Annotated in this window: 18 protein-coding genes; 8 read left to right on the top strand and 10 right to left on the bottom strand. The window is 60.0% G+C overall.

Translation table 11 applies throughout. From position 1 onward, the window contains the following. Window positions 1-41 precede the first annotated feature (41 nt). Complete coding sequence (locus GSQ94_RS04985; RefSeq protein WP_158942208.1) at window positions 42-1,865, top strand: AI-2E family transporter; 1,824 nt, start codon at window positions 42-44, stop codon at window positions 1,863-1,865. A gap of 454 nt (window positions 1,866-2,319) precedes the next feature. Here GSQ94_RS04985 and GSQ94_RS04980 read toward each other — a convergent pair whose 3' ends face one another. Beyond that, complete coding sequence (locus GSQ94_RS04980) at window positions 2,320-3,012, bottom strand: CADD family putative folate metabolism protein (RefSeq protein ID WP_158942207.1); 693 nt, start codon at window positions 3,010-3,012, stop codon at window positions 2,320-2,322. A 47-nt stretch (window positions 3,013-3,059) separates the two neighbouring features. On the opposite strand from GSQ94_RS04980, the gene GSQ94_RS04975 reads away from it, so the two are divergent. After that, entirely contained in the window at window positions 3,060-3,215 is a 156-nt protein-coding gene (locus tag GSQ94_RS04975; RefSeq protein ID WP_158942206.1) for a hypothetical protein, read from the top strand. A 72-nt stretch (window positions 3,216-3,287) separates the two neighbouring features. Here the strand turns inward: GSQ94_RS04975 and folK are convergent, their stop codons facing one another. Both folK and lpxC read right to left on the bottom strand, forming a co-directional pair. Continuing rightward, on the bottom strand, window positions 3,288-3,809 hold the full coding sequence (gene folK, locus GSQ94_RS04970) for a 2-amino-4-hydroxy-6-hydroxymethyldihydropteridine diphosphokinase (protein ID WP_254063657.1): 522 nt from the start codon (window positions 3,807-3,809) through the stop codon (window positions 3,288-3,290). Between the two features lie 97 nt (window positions 3,810-3,906). Further along, window positions 3,907-4,821 (bottom strand): UDP-3-O-acyl-N-acetylglucosamine deacetylase, encoded by a 915-nt coding sequence (lpxC, locus tag GSQ94_RS04965; protein ID WP_158942205.1) that lies wholly within the window; start codon window positions 4,819-4,821, stop codon window positions 3,907-3,909. Between the two features lie 151 nt (window positions 4,822-4,972). On the opposite strand from lpxC, the gene GSQ94_RS04960 reads away from it, so the two are divergent. Beyond that, a complete protein-coding gene (locus GSQ94_RS04960) occupies window positions 4,973-6,109 on the top strand; it encodes a M20 family metallopeptidase (protein ID WP_158942204.1) in 1,137 nt (378 codons plus the stop codon). A gap of 22 nt (window positions 6,110-6,131) precedes the next feature. On the opposite strand, the gene GSQ94_RS04955 is transcribed toward GSQ94_RS04960, so the two are convergent. Further along, on the bottom strand, window positions 6,132-6,737 hold the full coding sequence (locus tag GSQ94_RS04955) for a nucleoside triphosphate pyrophosphatase (protein ID WP_158942511.1): 606 nt from the start codon (window positions 6,735-6,737) through the stop codon (window positions 6,132-6,134). Then, entirely contained in the window at window positions 6,737-7,642 is a 906-nt protein-coding gene (locus GSQ94_RS04950; protein ID WP_158942203.1) for a D-hexose-6-phosphate mutarotase, read from the bottom strand. The genes GSQ94_RS04955 and GSQ94_RS04950 overlap by 1 nt, the downstream gene beginning before the upstream one ends. A 123-nt stretch (window positions 7,643-7,765) precedes the next feature. Between GSQ94_RS04950 and prmC the strand changes: the two genes are divergently transcribed. From prmC to GSQ94_RS04935, 3 genes are all read left to right on the top strand, one after another. Beyond that, window positions 7,766-8,650, top strand: coding sequence for a peptide chain release factor N(5)-glutamine methyltransferase (prmC, locus tag GSQ94_RS04945; protein WP_158942202.1), 885 nt, complete (start codon window positions 7,766-7,768; stop codon window positions 8,648-8,650). 57 nt (window positions 8,651-8,707) lie between these two features. After that, window positions 8,708-9,058, top strand: a complete 351-nt coding sequence (locus tag GSQ94_RS04940) for a DUF4440 domain-containing protein (protein ID WP_158942201.1) — start codon at window positions 8,708-8,710, stop codon at window positions 9,056-9,058. A 72-nt stretch (window positions 9,059-9,130) separates the two neighbouring features. Then, the gene (locus GSQ94_RS04935; RefSeq protein WP_158942200.1) at window positions 9,131-10,924 is read left to right on the top strand and encodes a DUF885 family protein; all 1,794 of its coding nucleotides are present in this window, start codon (window positions 9,131-9,133) and stop codon (window positions 10,922-10,924) included. On the opposite strand, the gene GSQ94_RS04930 is transcribed toward GSQ94_RS04935, so the two are convergent. The 4 genes from GSQ94_RS04930 to GSQ94_RS04915 form a co-directional block, all read right to left on the bottom strand. Continuing rightward, window positions 10,921-12,156, bottom strand: coding sequence for a molybdopterin-dependent oxidoreductase (locus GSQ94_RS04930; protein ID WP_158942199.1), 1,236 nt, complete (start codon window positions 12,154-12,156; stop codon window positions 10,921-10,923). The two genes, GSQ94_RS04935 and GSQ94_RS04930, sit on opposite strands and share 4 nt — an antisense overlap. Further along, the gene (locus GSQ94_RS04925) at window positions 12,153-13,112 is read right to left on the bottom strand and encodes a cytochrome b/b6 domain-containing protein (RefSeq protein ID WP_158942198.1); all 960 of its coding nucleotides are present in this window, start codon (window positions 13,110-13,112) and stop codon (window positions 12,153-12,155) included. Before GSQ94_RS04925 ends, GSQ94_RS04930 begins: the two co-directional genes overlap by 4 nt. Window positions 13,113-13,228: 116 nt before the next feature. Next, on the bottom strand, window positions 13,229-13,618 hold the full coding sequence (locus GSQ94_RS04920; RefSeq protein WP_158942197.1) for a hypothetical protein: 390 nt from the start codon (window positions 13,616-13,618) through the stop codon (window positions 13,229-13,231). Then, entirely contained in the window at window positions 13,619-15,307 is a 1,689-nt protein-coding gene (locus GSQ94_RS04915) for an NAD(P)/FAD-dependent oxidoreductase (RefSeq protein WP_158942196.1), read from the bottom strand. Between the two features lie 160 nt (window positions 15,308-15,467). On the opposite strand from GSQ94_RS04915, the gene GSQ94_RS04910 reads away from it, so the two are divergent. Then, the gene (locus GSQ94_RS04910; protein WP_158942195.1) at window positions 15,468-16,517 is read left to right on the top strand and encodes a UbiA prenyltransferase family protein; all 1,050 of its coding nucleotides are present in this window, start codon (window positions 15,468-15,470) and stop codon (window positions 16,515-16,517) included. Then, window positions 16,514-18,109 (top strand): glycosyltransferase family 39 protein, encoded by a 1,596-nt coding sequence (locus GSQ94_RS04905; RefSeq protein ID WP_158942194.1) that lies wholly within the window; start codon window positions 16,514-16,516, stop codon window positions 18,107-18,109. The genes GSQ94_RS04910 and GSQ94_RS04905 overlap by 4 nt, the downstream gene beginning before the upstream one ends. A gap of 25 nt (window positions 18,110-18,134) precedes the next feature. On the opposite strand, the gene GSQ94_RS04900 is transcribed toward GSQ94_RS04905, so the two are convergent. Next, complete coding sequence (locus tag GSQ94_RS04900; protein WP_158942193.1) at window positions 18,135-19,439, bottom strand: glycosyltransferase family 87 protein; 1,305 nt, start codon at window positions 19,437-19,439, stop codon at window positions 18,135-18,137. Window positions 19,440-19,445 lie beyond the last annotated feature (6 nt).

The following is a 19,445-nucleotide window of genomic DNA, read 5'->3' as shown; positions in this document are numbered from 1 at the left end:
CAAACACCATCCGGCAGCAGCTCCTATGAGGTCCTACTCCCATGTCTCGCGCTCGAACCACGGAGATCCCCCGCATTGAGCCCGTGCTCGTACTCGCGGTCATCGTCCTCATCCTTTACTTCGCCCGCGAACTCCTCATCCCCCTCACCTTTGCACTCACGCTCTCCTTCCTGCTGGCGCCCGCCGTCAGTCGCCTCGAAGCCCGTCGCGTCCCTCGTGTCCTCGCCGTCGCGCTCATCGGCATCCTCGCCTTCTTCATCATCTCCAGCGGCGGATACATCGTCGCCCGCCAGCTTCTCAACGTCGCCCGCACCCTCCCCGCCTACCGCCTCAACATCCAGCACAAGATGGCCACCGTCCACTCGCCCGCCGAGCAATCTCTCGAAAAAGCCTTCACCGCAGTCGAAGACATTAGCGGCGACATCGCGCCCTCCGCCCCCGCGCCGCTCTCGCAAACACCGGTACAAGTCCAGCCCGTCCGCGTCATCGATCCCGAGCGCACCCGGCTTCAAACCACCACCGAACTCCTCATGCGCTTCCTCCGGCCCATCGGAACCGTCGGTGTCGTCATCGTCTTCACCATCTACCTCCTCATGAAGCGCGAGGACCTTCGCCATCGCATCCTCCTCCTCGCCGGCATGGGCCGCATCAATCTCATGACCCAGGCCCTGCAAGAGGCCGCCACCCGCATCAGCCAATATCTCCTCTTCCAACTCGCCGTCAATGCCACCTACGGCATCCTCTTCGGCGGCGGTCTCTTCCTCATCGGCGTCCCCGACGCCACCCTCTGGGGAGTCCTCGCCGGCATCCTCCGCATCGTCCCCTACGTCGGCACCGCCACCAGCCTCGCCCTGCCGCTCATCGTCTCCGTCGCCATCTCGTCCTCCTGGTGGCCACCCATCCTCATCCTCTGCCTCTTCCTCGCGCTAGAGCTCACCGCCACCAACTTCGTCGAGCCCTGGCTCTTCAGCTCCCGCACCGGCATCTCTTCCCTTGCACTCCTCGCCATGGCCATCTTCTGGGCGCTCCTCTGGGGATGGCCCGGCCTCATCCTCTCCACGCCGCTCACCGTCTGCATCGTCGTCATGGGCCGCCACGTCCCTCAACTCTCCTTCCTCCACACCCTCCTCGGCACCGACGCCGAGCTCTCCTCCGAAGCCCTCTTCTACGAGCGTCTCCTCGCCATGGATCTGCAGGAAGCCCGCGCGGTCGCCCATCGCTTTCTCGATGGAAAGCCCCTCGTCCAGCTCTACGACTCAGTCCTTATCCCCGCATTGGCTCTCGTCGAACAGGATCGCCACCAGGGCAACCTCGACGACAAGCGCTCCGACTTCTTCTTCCTCAGCATCGGCGAAATCGTCGCCGAACTCACCGACTACCACCAGAAAGAATCCGCAACCTCCCGGCCCGCCATCACCGCTCGCCCATACCATCCGGTCGAAGACTTCGCCGTAGTCTGCATCTCCGTCAGCGATCAGGCCGACGAACTCTCCACCCTCATGCTCGTCCAACTCATCGAGCGCGCCTCCCACCAGGCCCTCCTCCTCTCTGCCACCTCCGTCTCCACCGAGATCCTAGACTCCCTCTCCACCGAGCCCAACACCGTCGTCTTCATCTCTGCCCTTCCCCCCTTCGCCTTCAGCCAGGCTCGCGCCATCTGTCAGCGCGTCCGCGCCCATCTCCCCAACAACCGCATCATCGTCGGTCTCTGGAACTCCTCCAGCGATCCCGATCAGACCACCGAACAATCCATCGAGCGCTTCGGCAGCGGCAAACCCACCGTCGTAGTCAACTCGCTAGCGCAGGCCCTTCAGCAGATAACCCACTGGCACCAGCCCCAACCCAGCCAGTACATGCGCTTCTAACAACACTGCTCTTGTCCATAATCTCCACCAGACCAAATAACCGTTATCTCGACCGAGCAGTTCACAGCCTCCTCGTGAGCTCCGCAGTGGAGAGACCCCCGTATTTGCTTCTGTACCTGCCATCATTATTGCGGTCATTGTGCACTGGTCGTTGTTGTTGCAGTTCTCACTTGCCGCAGCCCGTTGTCTTTGCCGTTTCATTGCCGTTGCCCACCCTTTTGTTGTCATTCCGCAGCGAAACGAAGGAATCTGCTTTTGCAGTGCAGTAGCCTGTCCTTTTGTTTGTCATTCCGCAGCGAAGCAGAGGAATCTGCGGTTCCCTCCGTTACCACTTCACCTCGCCAATCCGTCATCCTGAGCGAAGTCAACCGGACCAGCCCTCGCATCACTACACCAGCAAAAAAGAAAAGGACCAGGCGTTTCGCCTGATCCTTCTCATCAAAAACTAAGAAAATTAGTTAGCCAGCCGCTGCCGCTCCACACCATCCAGAGCAACCCAAAGCGCCTTCGCCGCACGCTCACCCGCCGCCAGCACAACCTCTTCATCCTCCGGCGAACCAGCAAGCTGCTTCTCAATCAACTCCCGCCAAACGCTGGCATGAGCCACATCCGCCGTCTGGTGCAGAGTGAAGTAACGCGCCGCAGCGCCTTCCGTCCCGTAGTGCTCCGCCAATCCCTCAGCCTTCGTCATAGCAATCGCCGGCACCTTCGACTCATACGCATACAACGCAGCCATCGCCGCCGAAGCCTTCTCCTCCTGCATCAGCTCGCGGAAGGTCGTCATCAGCGCCGTCATCTCAGGCTGCACCGCACGCCCTTCCACCTCGCTGCGCGAAGCCCCCATCCCCGCAGCAAAATCCATCCAAAGGTCGCTGTGCGGACGAGCCGTAGCCGCATCCACGCCCTCTTCCTCCGCAAGATTGCGTAACACCTCACGCCGCATCTCCCCATCCGGCAGCCGCGTGTGCAGCGCGCTCAAATAGGTCGGAAACGCCGACACATGGTGCCAGTACTCCGCCGCATACTCCCGCAGATCCTCGCGCGTCAGCTCACCCTTCGACCACGCCTGATAAAACGGATGCTGCAAAAGGTTGAACGGCGCAACGCGCTCCTCGAAACGGCTCCAGAACCCAGCATTGATCGACATAGACGTACTCCATCAGAAGATTTCCCGCGAGGCGCAACCCCTTCGCGATGATCTATCGAGTGTACCTTTTCTTTCCCATGGAAGCCCGCACCGAAGTCGAACGAGCCGCCACCCGAACCCGCAACACCCGCGAACGCGACATCCTCCTCAAACGCGCCAAAGACTGCAGAGTGCAACTCTCTACCGAATATCCAATGGCTTGAACCCCATCCCATTCGAGATCGGCGATTCCACAGGCTTCATACGCCAAAAACGGATCCCCCTCAGCCGAAGACTCAATGAATCAAGAATCGCGACATCAACCCTTGCAGCATCTCCCGCACCGTCAACCCAAGAACCGGATGCACCATCTCCGGCGCAACCTCCTCCAGCGGCTCCAGCACAAACCTGCGCTCCTGCATCTCCGGATGCGGCAGCACCAGTTCGTCAGAGTTCATCACAACCTGCCGTCCATCAGAATCGACATAGAACAGCAGATCCAGATCGATCACCCGGGGACCCTTTGCGACAGCCCGCGCCCGGTCTCGCCCCATGACCCGCTCCACCATCAGCAACTCGCGCAACAACACCAACGGCTCCACCACCGTCTTCAGCAACAGAGCCGCATTCAAAAACCGAGGCTGCTCCAGAAACCCCACCGGCTCCGTGTCATAAAACGACGACACCGCCGTCACCTCACCCAGCGGCCGAATCAACCGCACCGCCTCCTCCAGGTTCGCCTCGCGATCCCCAAAGGAAGACTCCATGTTCGATCCCAGCGCAATCGCCGCAACCGCACTGCCGCCAGCATGGCTCACGTCGTCCTCGCCAGAAAACGGTGCACAACAGCCACGCAAATCACCACGTGGTCACCACCATCCACCATCGGCAAACCACCCGCTTGCACCACAAAAATCACAAAACCGTGGCTGGCTGCAGCAGTCCCACCGCCGCAGGCTCCGCTACCTCATCGTATCCATGGGCTAGCTCCCACGCCGACCGGTCCCGCATAAGTCGTTGCACAAGAGCAGTATGCATCGCATGGCCTGCACGCTCGGCCACCACATTGCCCTGGATTCTCCGCCCCGCCAACGCCAGATCCCCAATCAGGTCCAGCACCTTGTGTCGCACAAACTCATCATCAAACCGAAGTGGCCCATTTTCAACACCTTGCCGCGAAAGAATAATAGCGCTTTCATCCGAAACTCCACGAATCAGCCCCATATCGCGCAGCATCGCCTCATCTTCTTTGAACCCAAACGTCCTTGCCGGAGCTATTAATTTAACGTAATCCCCCGTCGCCAGATCGCCCTTAAACGTCTCATAACCAATAGGTTGCGGGAAGTCGATCGTGTACTGAATCCTGTAGCCAGACCCCGGATAGACCCCAATAAACTTGGACCCATCCCGGACCTCCACCTCTTTTAGAATCTTCAGGTACTCGCGTTTTCGCCTCTGCTGCTTAATCCCAACAGAATGAAAGGCTTGCACATAGGGCAAAGCGCTCCCATCCAGGATCGGCACCTCAAGATTATCCACTTCGACGATCACGTTATCCACGCCGAAGCCGATAAGAGCAGATAACAAATGCTCCGTCGTCGAGATCAAAACGCTCTGCCGCATCAAGCTCGTAGCGTAGCTTACCTTCGCCACATTACGCCCAATGGCGGCGATTTCAAAATTGTCTAAGTCGGTGCGTCGAAAGACGATACCCGATCCAGCAGGTGCCGGAACCAGTCGCATCAGCACCGGGGCGCCGCTATGCAAGCCGATGCCACTGAACTCTATCTCCGAACGAATTGTCTGCTCAAAGTGAGCTTCCAGGGCCACGAATCAGCGTCTCCGGCAACCACCCATGAGGTTACAAGGGAAATAGTTTCCCTCAATGTGGCAAATAAGACACATTACTCCCAACTAATTGACTACTTTTTTCCTCAGGAACTCCGGAAACTAATCCCTTTCATTGCTATAACATCCGTCCATGGAAACCGCAGCGATCCTCAGCGCCGTAGAAAAGCAGAGACACTGGATCCTCGCCACCCTCCGGGATCTCGTCCAGCAGGAATCTCCAAGTGAAGTCCCGCAAGCAGTTAACGCCGCCGCCTCACTCGTCGAACTCTGGTCTAAAGACCTCGGAGCCCGTACCAGGCGCCACAAACAGACCCAGTTCGGCGACGTCCTCGAACTTCGCTTCGGTCCACCCCGCTCCAAACGGAAGCCAGTTCTCCTCCTCGGCCATCTCGACACCGTCTGGCCCATGGGAACCCTCAAAACAATGCCATACCGCGAGGTCGAAGGGCGACTCTGGGGACCCGGCGTGCTGGACATGAAGGCAGGCGTGGTCATGGCGCTCACCGCCCTCAAGGTATTGCAACAGCTAAAATTAGCTCGTCCAGTCACCCTCCTGCTCAACAGTGACGAAGAAGTGGGGAGCACGATCTCCCGTCCGATCACAGAAAAGTTAGCGAAAGAATCATCCGCCGTTTTCGTCCTGGAGCCTGCTCAGGGGCTCGCCTATAAGACCTCCCGAAAAGGAGTAGGCCAATATAATGTGCAGGTTACCGGGGTAGGAGCACACAGCGGGGTTGACTTTGAGCGCGGCCACTCCGCCATCCTCGAGCTGGCGAAACAGGTCCAGACCATCTCCAGCTTCACAAATCTACCGCGCAAACTGACGGTAAACTGTGGTGTCATCGCTGGTGGAACGCGCTCTAACGTGGTCCCTTCGCACGCTTCCACCGAGGTAGACGTCCGCATCGCCAGGGCCAGCGACGCCGCCTACGTCGACCGCCTCTTCCGCCGGCTCAAAGTCTCAGATCGACACTGCAAACTCACTATCACCGGCGGCATCAACCGCCCTCCGATGGAGCGAAAACCGGGAACCATCGCGCTCTTCAAAAAAGCGCGTTCGCTCGCAGCAGAACTTGGCTTCGTCCTTGAAGAGGCCTCCACCGGAGGCGGCTCGGACGGCAACTTCACCGCTGCCCTCGGTGTGCCCACGCTCGACGGAATGGGCGCAGTCGGAGACGGTGCCCACGCTGCCCACGAGTCCGTCCTCATCGAGCATCTGGTCCCGCGAACGGCCCTGCTCGCAGCCATGATCGCCAGCAGCGAATGACCAAATGGCCAGCCGCCTATACCTACTCCGAGACCTTATCCACAGCAGGCGTATCCAGCTGGGCCTGTGCCAGCAACGCAATCGTGCGCGCAATTGGCAGACCGACCACGTTGAAGTAGCAGCCCTCAATCCGCGGAATCCATCGCGCCGCATAACCCTGGATCGCGTAAGCCCCTGCCTTATCCAGCGGCTCACCGCTGGCAATATATCGCCCGATCTCCGCGTCGGTGATCACATTAAACGTCACCTGCGTAATGTCGAGATCTCTAACCGTCTTCTTCGCCGTCACTGCCGCGATACCAGTCAGCACCGCGTGGGTGCGCCCGCTCAGCAGCTCCAGCATCCGGCGAGCGTCGGCAGCATTGGCTGGCTTGCCCAGGATATGTCCCTCGACCACCACGCAGGTATCTGCGCCCAGTACGACCAACGGCTCGTCCAAACTGTCTGAGGACCTGTGAGCATTCCAGACAGCCTGAGCCTTCTCCTCTGCAAGCCGCTGGACATAAGCCGCAGCAGCTTCATTCGGCAACAGATCTTCGTTCAGGTTGGCAGGCGCAACGGTAAACGTCAGTCCCGCCTGCGTGAGTAGTTCATGGCGACGTGGCGAAGCGGAGGCAAGAAGAAGCATCACGAGCGAATCTCTTCCACCGCGATCTGCGCCTTCATCGTATGCGCAGCACCTGGCGCAAGCGTTATCGCATCCGTCGCAGCGTTCACCGTCTCCACCGCGACGAACTCATGCCACTCCGTCGGGTCCATATCTGCCAGCTTCGCCGCTCCAGACTCCCACGGATTCCACACCACGGTAGTGGTCGAGCCGGTCTTCGCAACAATGATGCGGCGCTTCCCCGCATGATCGTTCACCGTGCAGGTAGCAGTGGTGTCCAGATAAACACGATCCGTCGGACCCGTCACCGTGATCTCTCCGTGCTGCTGCTTCTTCGCAAAATTGTCGACCTTGTCGAGGTAGCTGACCCCATCGAGGCCCGCAATCGCCACCTCGTGAATATCCGAGACTGCGTAGTAGGTATGCAGCGCCTCTTCAAAGACCAGCGGTGTCGACGCATCATTGGCCACCGTCAACTGCATCGACAGCGTGCGCCCGATGGTGAGCTGATATGCAAGGCGGAACTGATCGTATCCCAGGCTGCGGCTCAGGTCCGACGGCCCAAGCGTAAATGAAAGATGCAGGTCGTCGCCGGACAGCGCCGCAAAGGCAAGCGTCCAATCCTGAATTCGCGCGAAGCCATGCGACGGTCCGGTCTTTCCATCGTGCCGCGTTGCGAACCACGGAAACGCAATCGGCACCCCGCCGCGAATCGCCTTGCCTGGCGCAAGCTCGGTCTTGCGGCTGGTAAAGATCGCCGCCTGGTGCCCCGCAGGCTGCCATGCCGTCAGGTGCGCGCCTTGCAGATAGACCGTCGCGCTCGCGTGCGGCGTGGTGATGTCGGCGTGGATCAAGCCGCTCGCCGTCGCCCGAAATATCAGGACTCCCGGCAGGCCATAGTGTTCGTTCAGTTCGTTGATATCCATCGTGCAGTCAGTTTAGTAGATGCGCGTGAGTTAAGATGAACCGATGCGAGAGGATGAGAGGTCAGCCCCCGGCAAACTCGCGAAGCTCTCGTCATACTTCTGCTCACGATGGCTGAAAAAGTGATGACCCTTCGCCAGGCCATCACCACTGCCGCCGCCGAACTGGCTGCCAGCCCACACCTTAGCGAGCACGCCCATCGCGATGCCGAACTCCTCCTGCTCCACATCGCCAAAATCTCCCGCGTCACCCTCATCGCTCATCCCGACAGCATCCTCACTCCCAGCCAGCAGGCCCTCTATCAAAGCACCATCGCTCGCCGTCTGCAGCTCGAGCCCATTCAATACATCACCGGCGAGCAGGAGTTCTACGGCCTTCTACTTCACGTAACCCCAGCCGTCCTCATCCCTCGCCCTGAGACTGAGCACCTCGTCGAAGCCGTGCTCCACCTCCTACCCACAGACCGCCCCCTGAAGTTGGTCGATGTCGGCACGGGATCAGGCGCCATCGCCATCGCGCTCGCCGTCCATCTCCCCCTAGCAGAGATCACAGCCATCGATCTTTCCCATGAAGCCCTTGCCGTCGCAGAACGCAATGCCCGCCTGTACCACCTAGAGGACCGCATCCGCTTCCTTCACTCCGATCTCCTGGCCGCAATCAACCCTGACGAAACCTTCGATGCGATCCTCAGCAACCCGCCCTACATTCCGGAGTCCGACCGCTCCTCTCTTCATCCGCAGGTTCGCGAGCACGAACCCACAGCCGCACTCTTCGCCGGCGAAACCGGTCTGGACATCTATCGCCGCCTCATTCCCGAGGCTGGCAAAGCGCTCAAATCAAACGGCCTGTTGGCGCTGGAGATCGGCCACGGCCAGCAGCTGTCCCTCACCAACCTGCTCACCGGCTGGAATGAAATCTCCTTCATCAACGATCTCCAGCAGATTCCCCGGGTAGCCCTCGCGCGCAAACCAGATACCTTCGACCGGAGAGGGCCGAATCTGTCACAATGAAACCCTCTGCGCTGTCGTTCGTATAACAGTCAGAGCCTTAATTCCATGAAAAGCTCTATGAAAAAAGCCGAGCTCCAGGATCACCTCTACGCGCTGGAAGAGCGCCTCCTCCACCCCGACCGGGAGTCGGACCGCACCACCCTGATCCCACTCTTCGCTGACGAGTACAGAGAGTTCTGCACCTCCGGCCGTGTCTTCAACCGACAACAGGTCATCGACGTCCTTCTAAAAAGTTCTGCTCGCCCAGCCACCATCCATCACTTCTATATCGCGCAGCTCGCCGAAGATGTCGTCCTCGCCACCTACCGCGCAAAGACCGCCATAGCCAGCTCCCACCGCTCCTCTCTCTGGACCTTCCGCGACAACCGTTGGCAGCTCGTCTTCCATCAGGGCACCATCGCGACGTAAAACTCGGCCGCCTTTTTTCAAATTCGTCCCGCGCACAACGAAATCAGATATCAGATCTGCTACCCTCCCTCCATGCGCTTTCATCTGCTGACCCTTGTTCTGGCCACCTCCCTCTGCGCCTCCCTCCCCCCTTGGGCACACGCTAGCTCCGTCCCCGTCGAGACTCGCATCGCCGCTCAGAACGCACTCTTTGAAGAGATCTACCAGGCCGACCTTAAGAAAAATCCAGAGCGCGCCACCGCCGTCGGCGACTATCGCTACAACGACAAGCTCGCCGACTACTCCCTGGCTGCCATTGTCCAGCAGAACGCCGACAATCAGGCCGACCTGCGCCGACTCTCTGCTATCGACGCCACGGGTTTTCCCGAACAGGACCTACTCTCCCACCAACTCATGGAGCGCAGGCTCAAGCAGAACATCGAAGACTTCGGCCTCAAAAACTACGAGATGTCCGTCAACCAGCAAAACGGCATCCACACCTCACTCTCCGATCTGCCGTTAGCCGTTCCCCTCGATACCGTCCAGCACTACGACGACTACATCGCCCGCCTCCACCAGATTCCCCGCGTCCTCGCTCAGTCCACCGACGTTCTTCGCCTCGGACTCAAAGATAACCTCATGCCGCCTCGCTTTCTCCTCGAGCAGGTCGCCCACCAGGCCTCAGACATCGCCGCCACCAGCCCGTTTCTCATCGCCATCAAGAAGATTCCCGCCTCCTTCTCTGACGCCGATCGCCAGCGCCTCACCACGGCAATCCAGCAGACCGTCGACACCGAGGTCTCGCCCGCCTACCGCACCTTCGCCACCTTCATCGCCAATGACTACGCCCCGCACGGCCGCACTGCTATCAGTGTTTCAACGCTCCCCGATGGCAAACATCGCTATGAGGTAGCCGTACGCGAGCAGACCACCACCGACATGACTCCCGCGCAGATCCATCAGCTTGGCCTCGATGAGATCACCCGCATCACCGCCGAGATGACCACCATCGCCCACAAGGCAGGCTTCAAGGATCTCGAAAGCTTCCGCGCCTCCATTAAAGCCAATCCCAAGTACACCCCGACCTCCTCCGAAGAGATCCTCGATACCTTCCGCCACTACATCGCACAAATGCAGCCCAAGCTCCCCGAGCTCTTCACCGTTCTGCCCGACTGCCCGGTCACCGTCGAAGCCATCCCCGCCTATCAGGCCGCCGCAGCCACCCACTACCAGACCGGCACGCCCGACTGCAAACGTCCCGGGCGCGTCTCCGTCGGTGTCAGCGACTTCGCACACCGTTCGCTGATCAACGACGAGGCCATCGCCTACCACGAAGGCATCCCCGGCCATCACATGCAGCGCTCCGTCCAGCAGCAGCTCAAAGGCCTCCCGCAGTTCCGCATCCACGGCGGCGGATTCACCGCCTACACCGAAGGCTGGGCGCTCTACGCCGAACAACTCGGCAAGGATGTAGGCTTCTATCAGGATCCCGTCAGCGACTACGGTCGCCTCTCCTCAGAGCTCTTCCGTGCCGTCCGCCTCGTCGTCGATACCGGCATCCACTCCCAGGGCTGGACGCGCGAGCAGGTCGTCGCACTCTTCGAGCATACCGACAGCCTCCAGGGCCCAGAGATCCAGTCCGAAACCGACCGCTACATCGCATGGCCCGGCCAGGCCCTCGCCTACAAGATCGGCCAGCTCAAGTTCATCGAGCTTCGCGAGCGCGCCAAAAGAGAGCTGGGACCGAACTTCGATCTCCGTGCCTTCCACGACGAGATGCTCAGCGCAGGCGTACTCCCGCTAGACCTGCTCGAACAGCGCACCAACCACTGGATCGCCGCCCAGAAGTCAAAAGTTGCCAGCGTTAGCGTACCGGTAGCTCCCTAAAGCCCTGCGTACCAGTCATACCCCAGCTTGGTCCAATAGTCGTCCGGTCGCATGTCTGTATAAGCAATCAGGCCGATACGCTTGATCTGTTTGTAACCGTACTTGATCGGCATATGTAACCGCATCGGTGCGCCATGCCACTGCGGCACCGGCCGCCCTGCCATCTCGGTCACCAGCAGACTCTGCGGATGCAGACACGCCTGCAGGTTGAACCCGCAGTAGTAGTCACCATCCGGCGTCTCCATGTAGACATACTTGGGCAGCGACCCATCGGCCTTCTTCGCTGGAGGATACTTCGCAAGAAGATCCGCTAACCGGTATCCGCCCCAGTGCACGATCTGGCTCCACCCCTCAATGCACTTGAACTGCGTCACCAGCTCCCGGTGTGGCAGGCTCGTCACCGCATCCATTGTCAGCAGCAGCCCAGGAGTACCCGGCATCAGCGTGCTGCGCGACATACCCGCCTCCTCCTGACCACGCGGCCTCCTCTTCATCCGCTTCATCGCAGCCTCAAGCTCCGGCGAAACCTTCTGCAAACTCCCCTTCCCGCTACCCACCATCGTACTCGCCGGACCGCCATTCATCATCGGACCATTCCCCGCGCCTGCATCACTATTCGAGCCATCCGCCGTCGCATCCCCGGCCCCCGCAGGCTCGCTCTTCGGTCGAACCTTCGTATCGTGCTCCACCGGCCCGGCATCTTTCTTCGTCTCGTACTGGTACTCCCACGCCGTCACATCGTCGACGTACTGCGGATGCTCCTTCGCACCCTGCACCCCGACCATCTGCAGGCGGTAGCTCTCCGGCACCAGATCCATCTTCAACCCGTAGTTCCCATTCGTCCGCAGCTCCATCGACTTCGCCACCGGATAGGTCGGCGCCAGTCCCCGCTCATCGAAGATCGCCCGCGACACCTTCGCATTGAGCCGCAGCATATGCCGCAGCGGCTCCTGCAGCCGCATGTTCATGGGGCTGTTGTCGAGCCACCGGTAAAACCCATACCCGCTGGCAGCCGCCGCAGCCGCAATCAGAAAACTCCGTCGCGTCCGCACGCCGGACTCCGACCTTACCGCCGCATCCAGCGCCGCCACCTCGGCAGCCCGCGAGTCCCTTCGCTCCCGGTCTCCATCTCGCTCCCAATCACGTTCCAGATCGTCCTCGCGATCCTTCTTCTCCTTCTCCCACTTGCGCCGCTGCTCCTGCTCCTCCCGTTCCTCGCGTCCGTCGCTCATCCCGCCCTCTCCTCGTCCAGCGAAGCCTTTTTCGCCGGCACAATCTCATAACCGCTCACCATCGAGCGGAAGTTATTCCATCCAGCCAGAATCACCTGCCCCACATGCACCACGAAGAACCCGCAGAAGCCAATCGTCAGCAGAAAATGCTCCCACCGCGCCATCTCATAGCCGCCCAGCAGTGTCGTGATCCAGTGCACCTGCGTGGGCTTATAGATGGAAAGCCCCGTCACCAGCGACCCCAGCCCCATCAGGACCACCGACGTATACGCGATCCTCTGCGCCCCGTTGTACTTCTTCTGCGGCGGCAAACCCTTGCGCAGATGCAGGTCCACCAGCGTCACCTGGATCGCGTCCACAAACGATCTGCGCTCCGGCACCAGCACCCGCCACTCTCCCGAGATCAACAGATACGACACATACAAAATCCCGTTGATCGCGAAGATCCACATGAAGAAAAAGTGATACCCCAGTCCCTCCGTCACGCGATAAGGCGCATTGATGAACTTCCAGAACCACGGCGGGAAAAACCGCACCACCGTCAGCGAACCCACGCCCACCCGGTACACTGCGTGCGGATGCTGGTACGCATTGTCCGAGTCATTCCAGTAGATGAGCAGCCCGCTCCAGATCATAGTGAACAACACTGGAAAGTTCACCCAGTGCATCCATCGAATCGCCAGCGGATGCTTCTTCTCCAGCCGGATCGTCGCCTCAACCGGCTCACTCGGCTCCACAGGTGCCGCGCTCATCACGCTCACCGCCTCAGGCACTACAGCAGGTTGCGGAGTAGGAGCTGCAACCTCCGCCGTGACAGGCTCGCTCACCGTGGTCTTCTTCTCATCCGGCAACTCAGCCTGCGGCGCGCCCGAAGTCTCAACTACCTCAGCAGAAACCGCATCTGCCGGAGTCGCTTCTTCCTCGTATTTGCTTCTATTGTTTGGTTCTTCAGGCATTCAAGCTCCCTCGCGCACGCGCGCAGTTCGCAAGACCTGGCAACTACGGCAGGCTTTCTGGCCAAGGTCTGCTCCCACCGTTAGAGTCCTCTTTTGGACAAAGGTTACGAGCTCTTTTACCTCAACTCCACCCGCACCCGCGCACCGTTCTCGTCCGCAAACGTAACCTCCTTTGCGCTCATCACCGCATGCGGCCCCGCCCCTCTTCCATCCAGCGGAAACACGGAGGCATGGTCCGCATCGGTCCAGCACACCAGCCCCTGCACGCACCCCAGAATCTGCGGCACCCCAGGCAGCCCGCTCCAGTTCTGTACCAGGTATCGCCGCGCAACGCCCGGCTCCTCCACCAGAACATCGTTCGTAAAGTTTATAAACAGCCGCGCCCCGTCCACCGCCACGCCGTTCCGCTCCACCTTCCCCAGCGGATCTCGCAGAAAGATCCTCTGCCGGAACACCCCAACGAAGATCACCAGCAGCAACGTCCCCACGACCAGAATCTTTCGCACCTATTTCTCCTCGTGGTACTCCTGCTCTGTATTAATCCCCCAGAGCGCAGCCTTATCGACGTGTCCAGCCACGATACCATCCACCGCCGTCATCGCCGTCAACATGCTGTGGTCCTGGTTGTTGTACTTATGCATCCCGTTCCTTCCCACCAGAAACAGGTTCTCGAATCCATCCGTAAACTCCCGCAGCTCCTCGAACCGGTCATACGTGCCGAAGTAAGCCGGGTACGTCTTCGGCACCCGCACCACGTGCCCGTCCGACACATCCTCCGCATTCAAAATTCCGATCTTCGCCACCTCGGCGATCGCAAACTGCTTCAACTCTTCGTCCGGCATCTTCCAAAGATCATCGGTGTAATAGCAGAAATACTCCAGCCCAATCCACACCTTCGTCGGATCGGCCACCAGGTACGGACTCCAGTTATTGAAGATCTGTAACCGTCCCAGTACCACATCCGGCTCCTGCACATAGATCCACGTATCTTTCAGCAGCCCGCCATCCGGCTCCTTCACCTTCAACCGGTCCACCAACAGTCCCACCGTAATAAAGTCGCGGTACTGCAACCCCGCGCTTACCTCCCGCACATTTTCAGGCACAGGAGCATCCAGCGCCTCCACCAGCTCGCGCATCGGCATCGTCGAAAAGAAATACTCTCCCGCAAACGTCTGCCGCTCCCCCGCCGCATTCACCGCATCGATCGATACCACCCGCTTCACGCCGTCTTCCACAGCACAATGAATCCGATCCACCTTCCACCCCATGTGGATCTCGCCGCCCCCTCCGCGAATAAGATCCGCCACATGCTCCCAAAGCTGCCCAGGCCCAAACTTCGGATACATGAACCGTTCAATCAAACTCGTATCCGTCCCCTTCTGCGCCAGATCGCCAGTCTTTGCCTTCCCGCTAAAGGCCTTTTTCACGAAGTGCTTCACCGCCGTCGTCAGGCTCAAACCTTTGATCCGCTGCGCCCCCCATTCCGCAGAGATCTCATTGCACGGCGTCCCCCAGACCTTCTCCGTATAGCTCTTGAAGAACGTCAGATAGAGCTGCCGTCCAAACCGATTGATCAAAAAGTCTTCGAGGCTCTTCTCCGGCGCAATCTGGCTCACCTTCGACTTCATATAGCTCGCGCCTACGCGAAACGTCCTGGCCAGCCCAAGATTCTTTAGCGTCGTCGCCGTCAGCGTAATTGGATAATCGAAAAACTTTCGCAGGTAATAGATCCTGCTCTTGCGTGGACGAATCAACATCACCAGATCCGGATTGGCCGCGCCCGCAGTCACCAGCATCTCTACCGATCCCTCATCCTCTGCTTCGTCCTCCCCCTCCTCCGCGGCATGGGGATCGATCGGCCCGGCCCCACGCAGCACCGGCTCTTCGTGCAGGCGCGCAGGCACCGCCACCCTCCGCTTCTTCCCTTGGTAAGAGATCTCAGGCTCCGACCCCACATCTCCCACATCGGGCGGCATCAGGTCCACCCACCACTGCATCACCCGATCGCTCTTGGAGAAGAACCGATGGCCCCCGATATCCATCCGGTTGCCCTTGTACTTAATAGTGCGCGAGATCCCGCCGATCTCCTCGCTCGCCTCCAGAAGAATCGGCTTCACATCCGACCGTCTCAGCAACTCGAGGCCCGCAGTCAACCCTGCCGGCCCCGCCCCAATAATGATTGCTCTCCGCGACATGCGTCTGTACGCTCCAGACGCTCACACCGCGCCAAACTCAAGCTTATCGTAAACAATTGGCTCGCTGCCAGACTTCAGCCCGGCCTCTGGCGTCATCTTCATTTGCTACACTGTGCCCATAGCCACCCGAGAAGCTTGCGAAGGAGTCCGTAGAACGAACATGCTTGAACCTCCCCCGCGCCATGTCTCTCTCTCAGAGCGCCTCCGTGCCCATCTCGCCATTGCCAGACTCGATCATTCCATCAAGAATCTCTTCGTTCTGCCTGGCGTTATCGTTCCACTCAGCGTCTCTCCCGCGCTCTTCACCTCAAAGCTCCTCGTAACCCTGCTGCTTGCCTTTATCTCAGTAACTCTGGTCGCCTGCAGCAACTACGTCATCAACGAAGTCCTCGACGCACCCTTCGATCGCCTCCACCCAACCAAGCGCAACCGCCCCGCGGCACTGGGCCTCGTCAACATCCCCGCAGCCTACGCCCAGTGGCTTCTGATGATGGTCGCCGGAGTTGCAATCGGCCTCACCATCTCCCGCATGTTCGCCCTCGTCGCGCTCGTCCTCTGGATCATGGGCTGCCTCTATAACTTTCCGCCGATCCGCACCAAAGACGTTCCCTACCTCGACGTTCTTACAGAGTCCATCAACAATCCTCTGCGCATGCTGCTTGGCTGGTACGCCGTCACCAGCGTTCTCGTGCCTCCGGTCTCGCTGCTCATCGCCTACTGGATGCTGGGTTGCTACTTCATGGGACTCAAGCGCTTCAGCGAACTCTCCGAGATCGGCGATCGCAGCGTGGCCGGAGCCTATCGCGCCTCCTTCAAACGCTACACACCAGAGTCGCTGCTTGTGTCGGTTCTCTTCTACGCCTCCACAGCAATGCTCTTCCTCGGCGCTTTCATCATCCGCTATCGCATCGAGCTTATCCTCGGCTTTCCTCTCGTCGCCTTCACCATGGCCATCTACCTCAAACTCGCTTTCAAGCATGACAGCGCCGTACAGAACCCCGAAAAGCTCTATCGCGAGCCTCTGCTGATGGCCTCCTTCGCCGCGACCGCACTCGTCATGGGGCTGCTCCTCTTCATTCGCATGCCTCGCCTCGAAATATTCTTCACTCCGACCCTGCCCTCCACCACACCAGCAGTCGTTGAGGCTGCCCCCATCAGCACGCCACAGCATCTCCCGGGAACAATTGCTCGTACTCTCATCAAGCTATGAGTTCGTCATCAGATTTCAATGCTGATCATTCACCGGAGAGCTTCGCGCTACCCTGGCCTGCCGTAGCCTTCCTGATCCTGACCGCCGTTCTCTCTCTCCTCTGGTCCCATCACAAGCTCATGTCGCAGGATGAGTTCTTCGTTCTCCAGACCGACAACGCCCCCACCTACGCACAGCTCCTGCACATCCAGCGCACCTACCCCATCTCGCTCGACCCCCTCGTCTACCACACCCTCGTCTACCTCGCCATCAAGGCATTCGGTGCAGGAGCCTTCGCCCTGAGGCTGCCTTCCCTACTCGGCTATCTGCTCATGCAGCTCTGCCTGTTCTACTTCGTGCGCCGCATCGCCAACGAGCGCGCCGCCATCTTCGCGCTGGCATTCCCCGCACTCACCGCGACCCTCTTCTACGCCGCCGAAGGACGACCCTACGGCCTCCTGCTCGGCCTATACGCTCTCGCCATGTTGAGCTGGCAGACGGCGACCCGTCGACCGTCGCAACGCACAGCATCACTCATCGTCCTCGCCGCCGCTATCGCGCTCACGCTCAACACCCACTACTTCGGCATCCTACTGCTTCCGCCTGTCTGCGCCGCCGAGCTCTTCCGCACCATTCAGCGCCGCAAGCTCGATCTTCCTGTCCTCGCCGTCATCGTCGCAGGCATGGCCTCCATCGTCTGCGCGCTCCCATTCCAGAAGGCAGCCGGAGAGTTTCGCAGGAACTACTACAACGCCGGAGAAGTCGGCTACCACGCCATCACCCAGGCCTATCGCTCTCTCTTCGTGGACTACACCCACGCAAGCCTGACCCTGCAGCACTTCGCCGCCATCGGGCTCGTTCTCTTCGCCGCCATTCTCCTCTTCGGCACCATCCTCCAGCTGCGCAGCAAAGACATCCAACTCCCCGAAGCTGAGCTGGTCTTACTCATCGTGCTTGCCGCGCTACCCTTCTTCGGATTTCTCCTGGCACGTTTCGTCACCCACACCATCGAAGTCCGTTACGTCCTCGGAGCCATCGTCGCTCTCACCGCTCTGCTCGCGATAGCCCTGCTTCCGTTGCTCCGCAGTCGCAGCACCGCCGCTCCAATCCTCTCAGCGCTCGCTCTGGCTATCCTCTGCTCCGGCGCAATCCGCATTCACGCAGAGCAGGCAAAGACCAGCGAGGTCCTTGCCGCACTCGTACTGCCTCCTCAGGTAAAAGCCGCGCTACTCGCCAGTCCCTCTGGTCTTCTCTACATTCAGGACATGGGCACCTTCGAGACCGCCAGCTACTACCAGCCCGACCCGGACGTGCGCTCCCGCACCACCCTCGTCTACTCCACCCCCAACGAGCTGCTCTGGGATCATCACGACACAGCCTCCCTCACCGCCCTCCACATGCGCAACTTCACACGCCTTCGAATCCTGCCCTATGAGCAGCTCTCCACCGAATCCGGCCCCCATGTCTTCGTGCTCATCCACAGCGGCTGGAACTGGACGGACGAGACCTTCGCTGCTGATCACGACGAGCTCACACCGCTCGGCTCAGCCATGAAGGGCGACGCCGTCTCCGTAAGGTTCGCGCCCCAGCCCGACGCGCAACTCCCAAAGTAAGTCTTCTGTTCTTGCCTGAGCTACCTCAGGCAAGAACAGCCGTGCGATCCGCTTCCACCTTGCGAGCCAGCCGCATTAGCAGCACCAACAGCAGCAGCGCCCCCAGGTACATGTACGACTGCAGCACATTCAATCCGCGCTTATCCGCCAGCAAGTTCGTCGCAGAGAGAAAATTGTCGCACAGAAAGAAAGAGAGCCCCCACAACCACGGCCTCTTCACCTCCCAGCAGCCATAACTGAACCAGAACCACGCGAAGATACCGAACACAATCCCGTAGTGGTGCTCCCACGCCATCGGCGACGCTGCCACCGAAGCCAACCCCATCGCTGCAAGATCCGCCGTCGAGCTGCGCATCTTGCCCCACGGAAACAGAAGCACACCCGCCACCAGCACCAGCGACGTTAGCAACGTGGTCCGATACACCCACGCAACATACGGCGTGTAGACGTGCGGCGTGTATCCCAGATTCTCTCCGTTGAAGATCATCCGGTTCAACGTCCCAAACATCGACTGATTCGCATAGTGCGACTGCGCCTTATGACTCAGACTCGCCAGCACGCCAACATAATCCAGATTGTTCCGCCACCCGAACACCGCAACCGACATCCCCAGCAAAACAGCCGAGCAGATCAGAAACGCCCACATCGCTCCCCATCTTCGGCGCACCGCCATCCACACCAGCAGCAACACATACTGCGGTTTCACGAACGCAAGCATCGCCGCCACCACAGCGGCCTCGCGTTCACGCCCCGCAGTCCACAGAAACAGCATCAGCGTGAACCCAAACGACAGTAGCGTCTGCGCGTTTCCCAGCGCATAGCCTTTGATCAGCGGATAGCATCCAACGCACGCTAGAACCACAGCAAGAATCGTGGCCCAGTCCAGCTCCACTCCACGCCGTCGCAGCAGCCTGCGGCCCATTGCCAGCGAAACCACGGCGACACCCGCAACCGCAAGCCACGAGACTAGCGCCAGCAGACGCAACATCGCAGCATCGCCAACCCCCAGCCTTCGCAGCGCCACCAGCGGAAGCTCACTCGCCAGCGAATAGATCAACGTGTCGTACAGCGGAGCCGCGTAGATCGGCTTCGTCGGATTCGCCTCGAAGTAGTCCAGCGACTTCATCATCGGCAGCCACGAGTCCGTCCACTGCCGCACATGAAGAAGATCTGCAAGCTCAACCTTGATAGCGCCCGGATTCCCCAGATGCAGAGCGCGGCACAAGCCCCACTGAACAACGTTGGCAAGCAGGAGGCTGCACACCACAAAAAAAAGAAGCCGCTTGCCGTGGCTATTGACGCTGGAAATACGTACTGCCCTGGAGGTCACGCTCCC

The organism is Granulicella sp. S190 (assembly GCF_009766095.1).
Taxonomy (GTDB): domain Bacteria; phylum Acidobacteriota; class Terriglobia; order Terriglobales; family Acidobacteriaceae; genus Edaphobacter.
This window is presented reverse-complemented; position numbering and strand designations above follow the sequence as displayed.

What these genes read in the sequence shown, in the direction of transcription:
- GSQ94_RS04935 (WP_158942200.1), top strand. Translation starts at nt 9,131, where the DNA reads ATGCGCTTTCATCTGCTGACCCTTGTTCTGGCCACCTCCCTCTGCGCC.
- GSQ94_RS04930 (WP_158942199.1), bottom strand. Translation starts at nt 12,156, where the DNA reads ATGAGCGACGGACGCGAGGAACGGGAGGAGCAGGAGCAGCGGCGCAAG.
- GSQ94_RS04910 (WP_158942195.1), top strand. Translation starts at nt 15,468, where the DNA reads ATGCTTGAACCTCCCCCGCGCCATGTCTCTCTCTCAGAGCGCCTCCGT.
- prmC (WP_158942202.1), top strand. Translation starts at nt 7,766, where the DNA reads ATGACCCTTCGCCAGGCCATCACCACTGCCGCCGCCGAACTGGCTGCC.
- GSQ94_RS04915 (WP_158942196.1), bottom strand. Translation starts at nt 15,307, where the DNA reads ATGTCGCGGAGAGCAATCATTATTGGGGCGGGGCCGGCAGGGTTGACT.
- GSQ94_RS04940 (WP_158942201.1), top strand. Translation starts at nt 8,708, where the DNA reads ATGAAAAAAGCCGAGCTCCAGGATCACCTCTACGCGCTGGAAGAGCGC.
- GSQ94_RS04960 (WP_158942204.1), top strand. Translation starts at nt 4,973, where the DNA reads ATGGAAACCGCAGCGATCCTCAGCGCCGTAGAAAAGCAGAGACACTGG.
- GSQ94_RS04975 (WP_158942206.1), top strand. Translation starts at nt 3,060, where the DNA reads ATGATCTATCGAGTGTACCTTTTCTTTCCCATGGAAGCCCGCACCGAA.
- GSQ94_RS04980 (WP_158942207.1), bottom strand. Translation starts at nt 3,012, where the DNA reads ATGTCGATCAATGCTGGGTTCTGGAGCCGTTTCGAGGAGCGCGTTGCG.
- GSQ94_RS04955 (WP_158942511.1), bottom strand. Translation starts at nt 6,737, where the DNA reads ATGCTTCTTCTTGCCTCCGCTTCGCCACGTCGCCATGAACTACTCACG.
- GSQ94_RS04950 (WP_158942203.1), bottom strand. Translation starts at nt 7,642, where the DNA reads ATGGATATCAACGAACTGAACGAACACTATGGCCTGCCGGGAGTCCTG.
- GSQ94_RS04905 (WP_158942194.1), top strand. Translation starts at nt 16,514, where the DNA reads ATGAGTTCGTCATCAGATTTCAATGCTGATCATTCACCGGAGAGCTTC.
- GSQ94_RS04985 (WP_158942208.1), top strand. Translation starts at nt 42, where the DNA reads ATGTCTCGCGCTCGAACCACGGAGATCCCCCGCATTGAGCCCGTGCTC.
- GSQ94_RS04925 (WP_158942198.1), bottom strand. Translation starts at nt 13,112, where the DNA reads ATGCCTGAAGAACCAAACAATAGAAGCAAATACGAGGAAGAAGCGACT.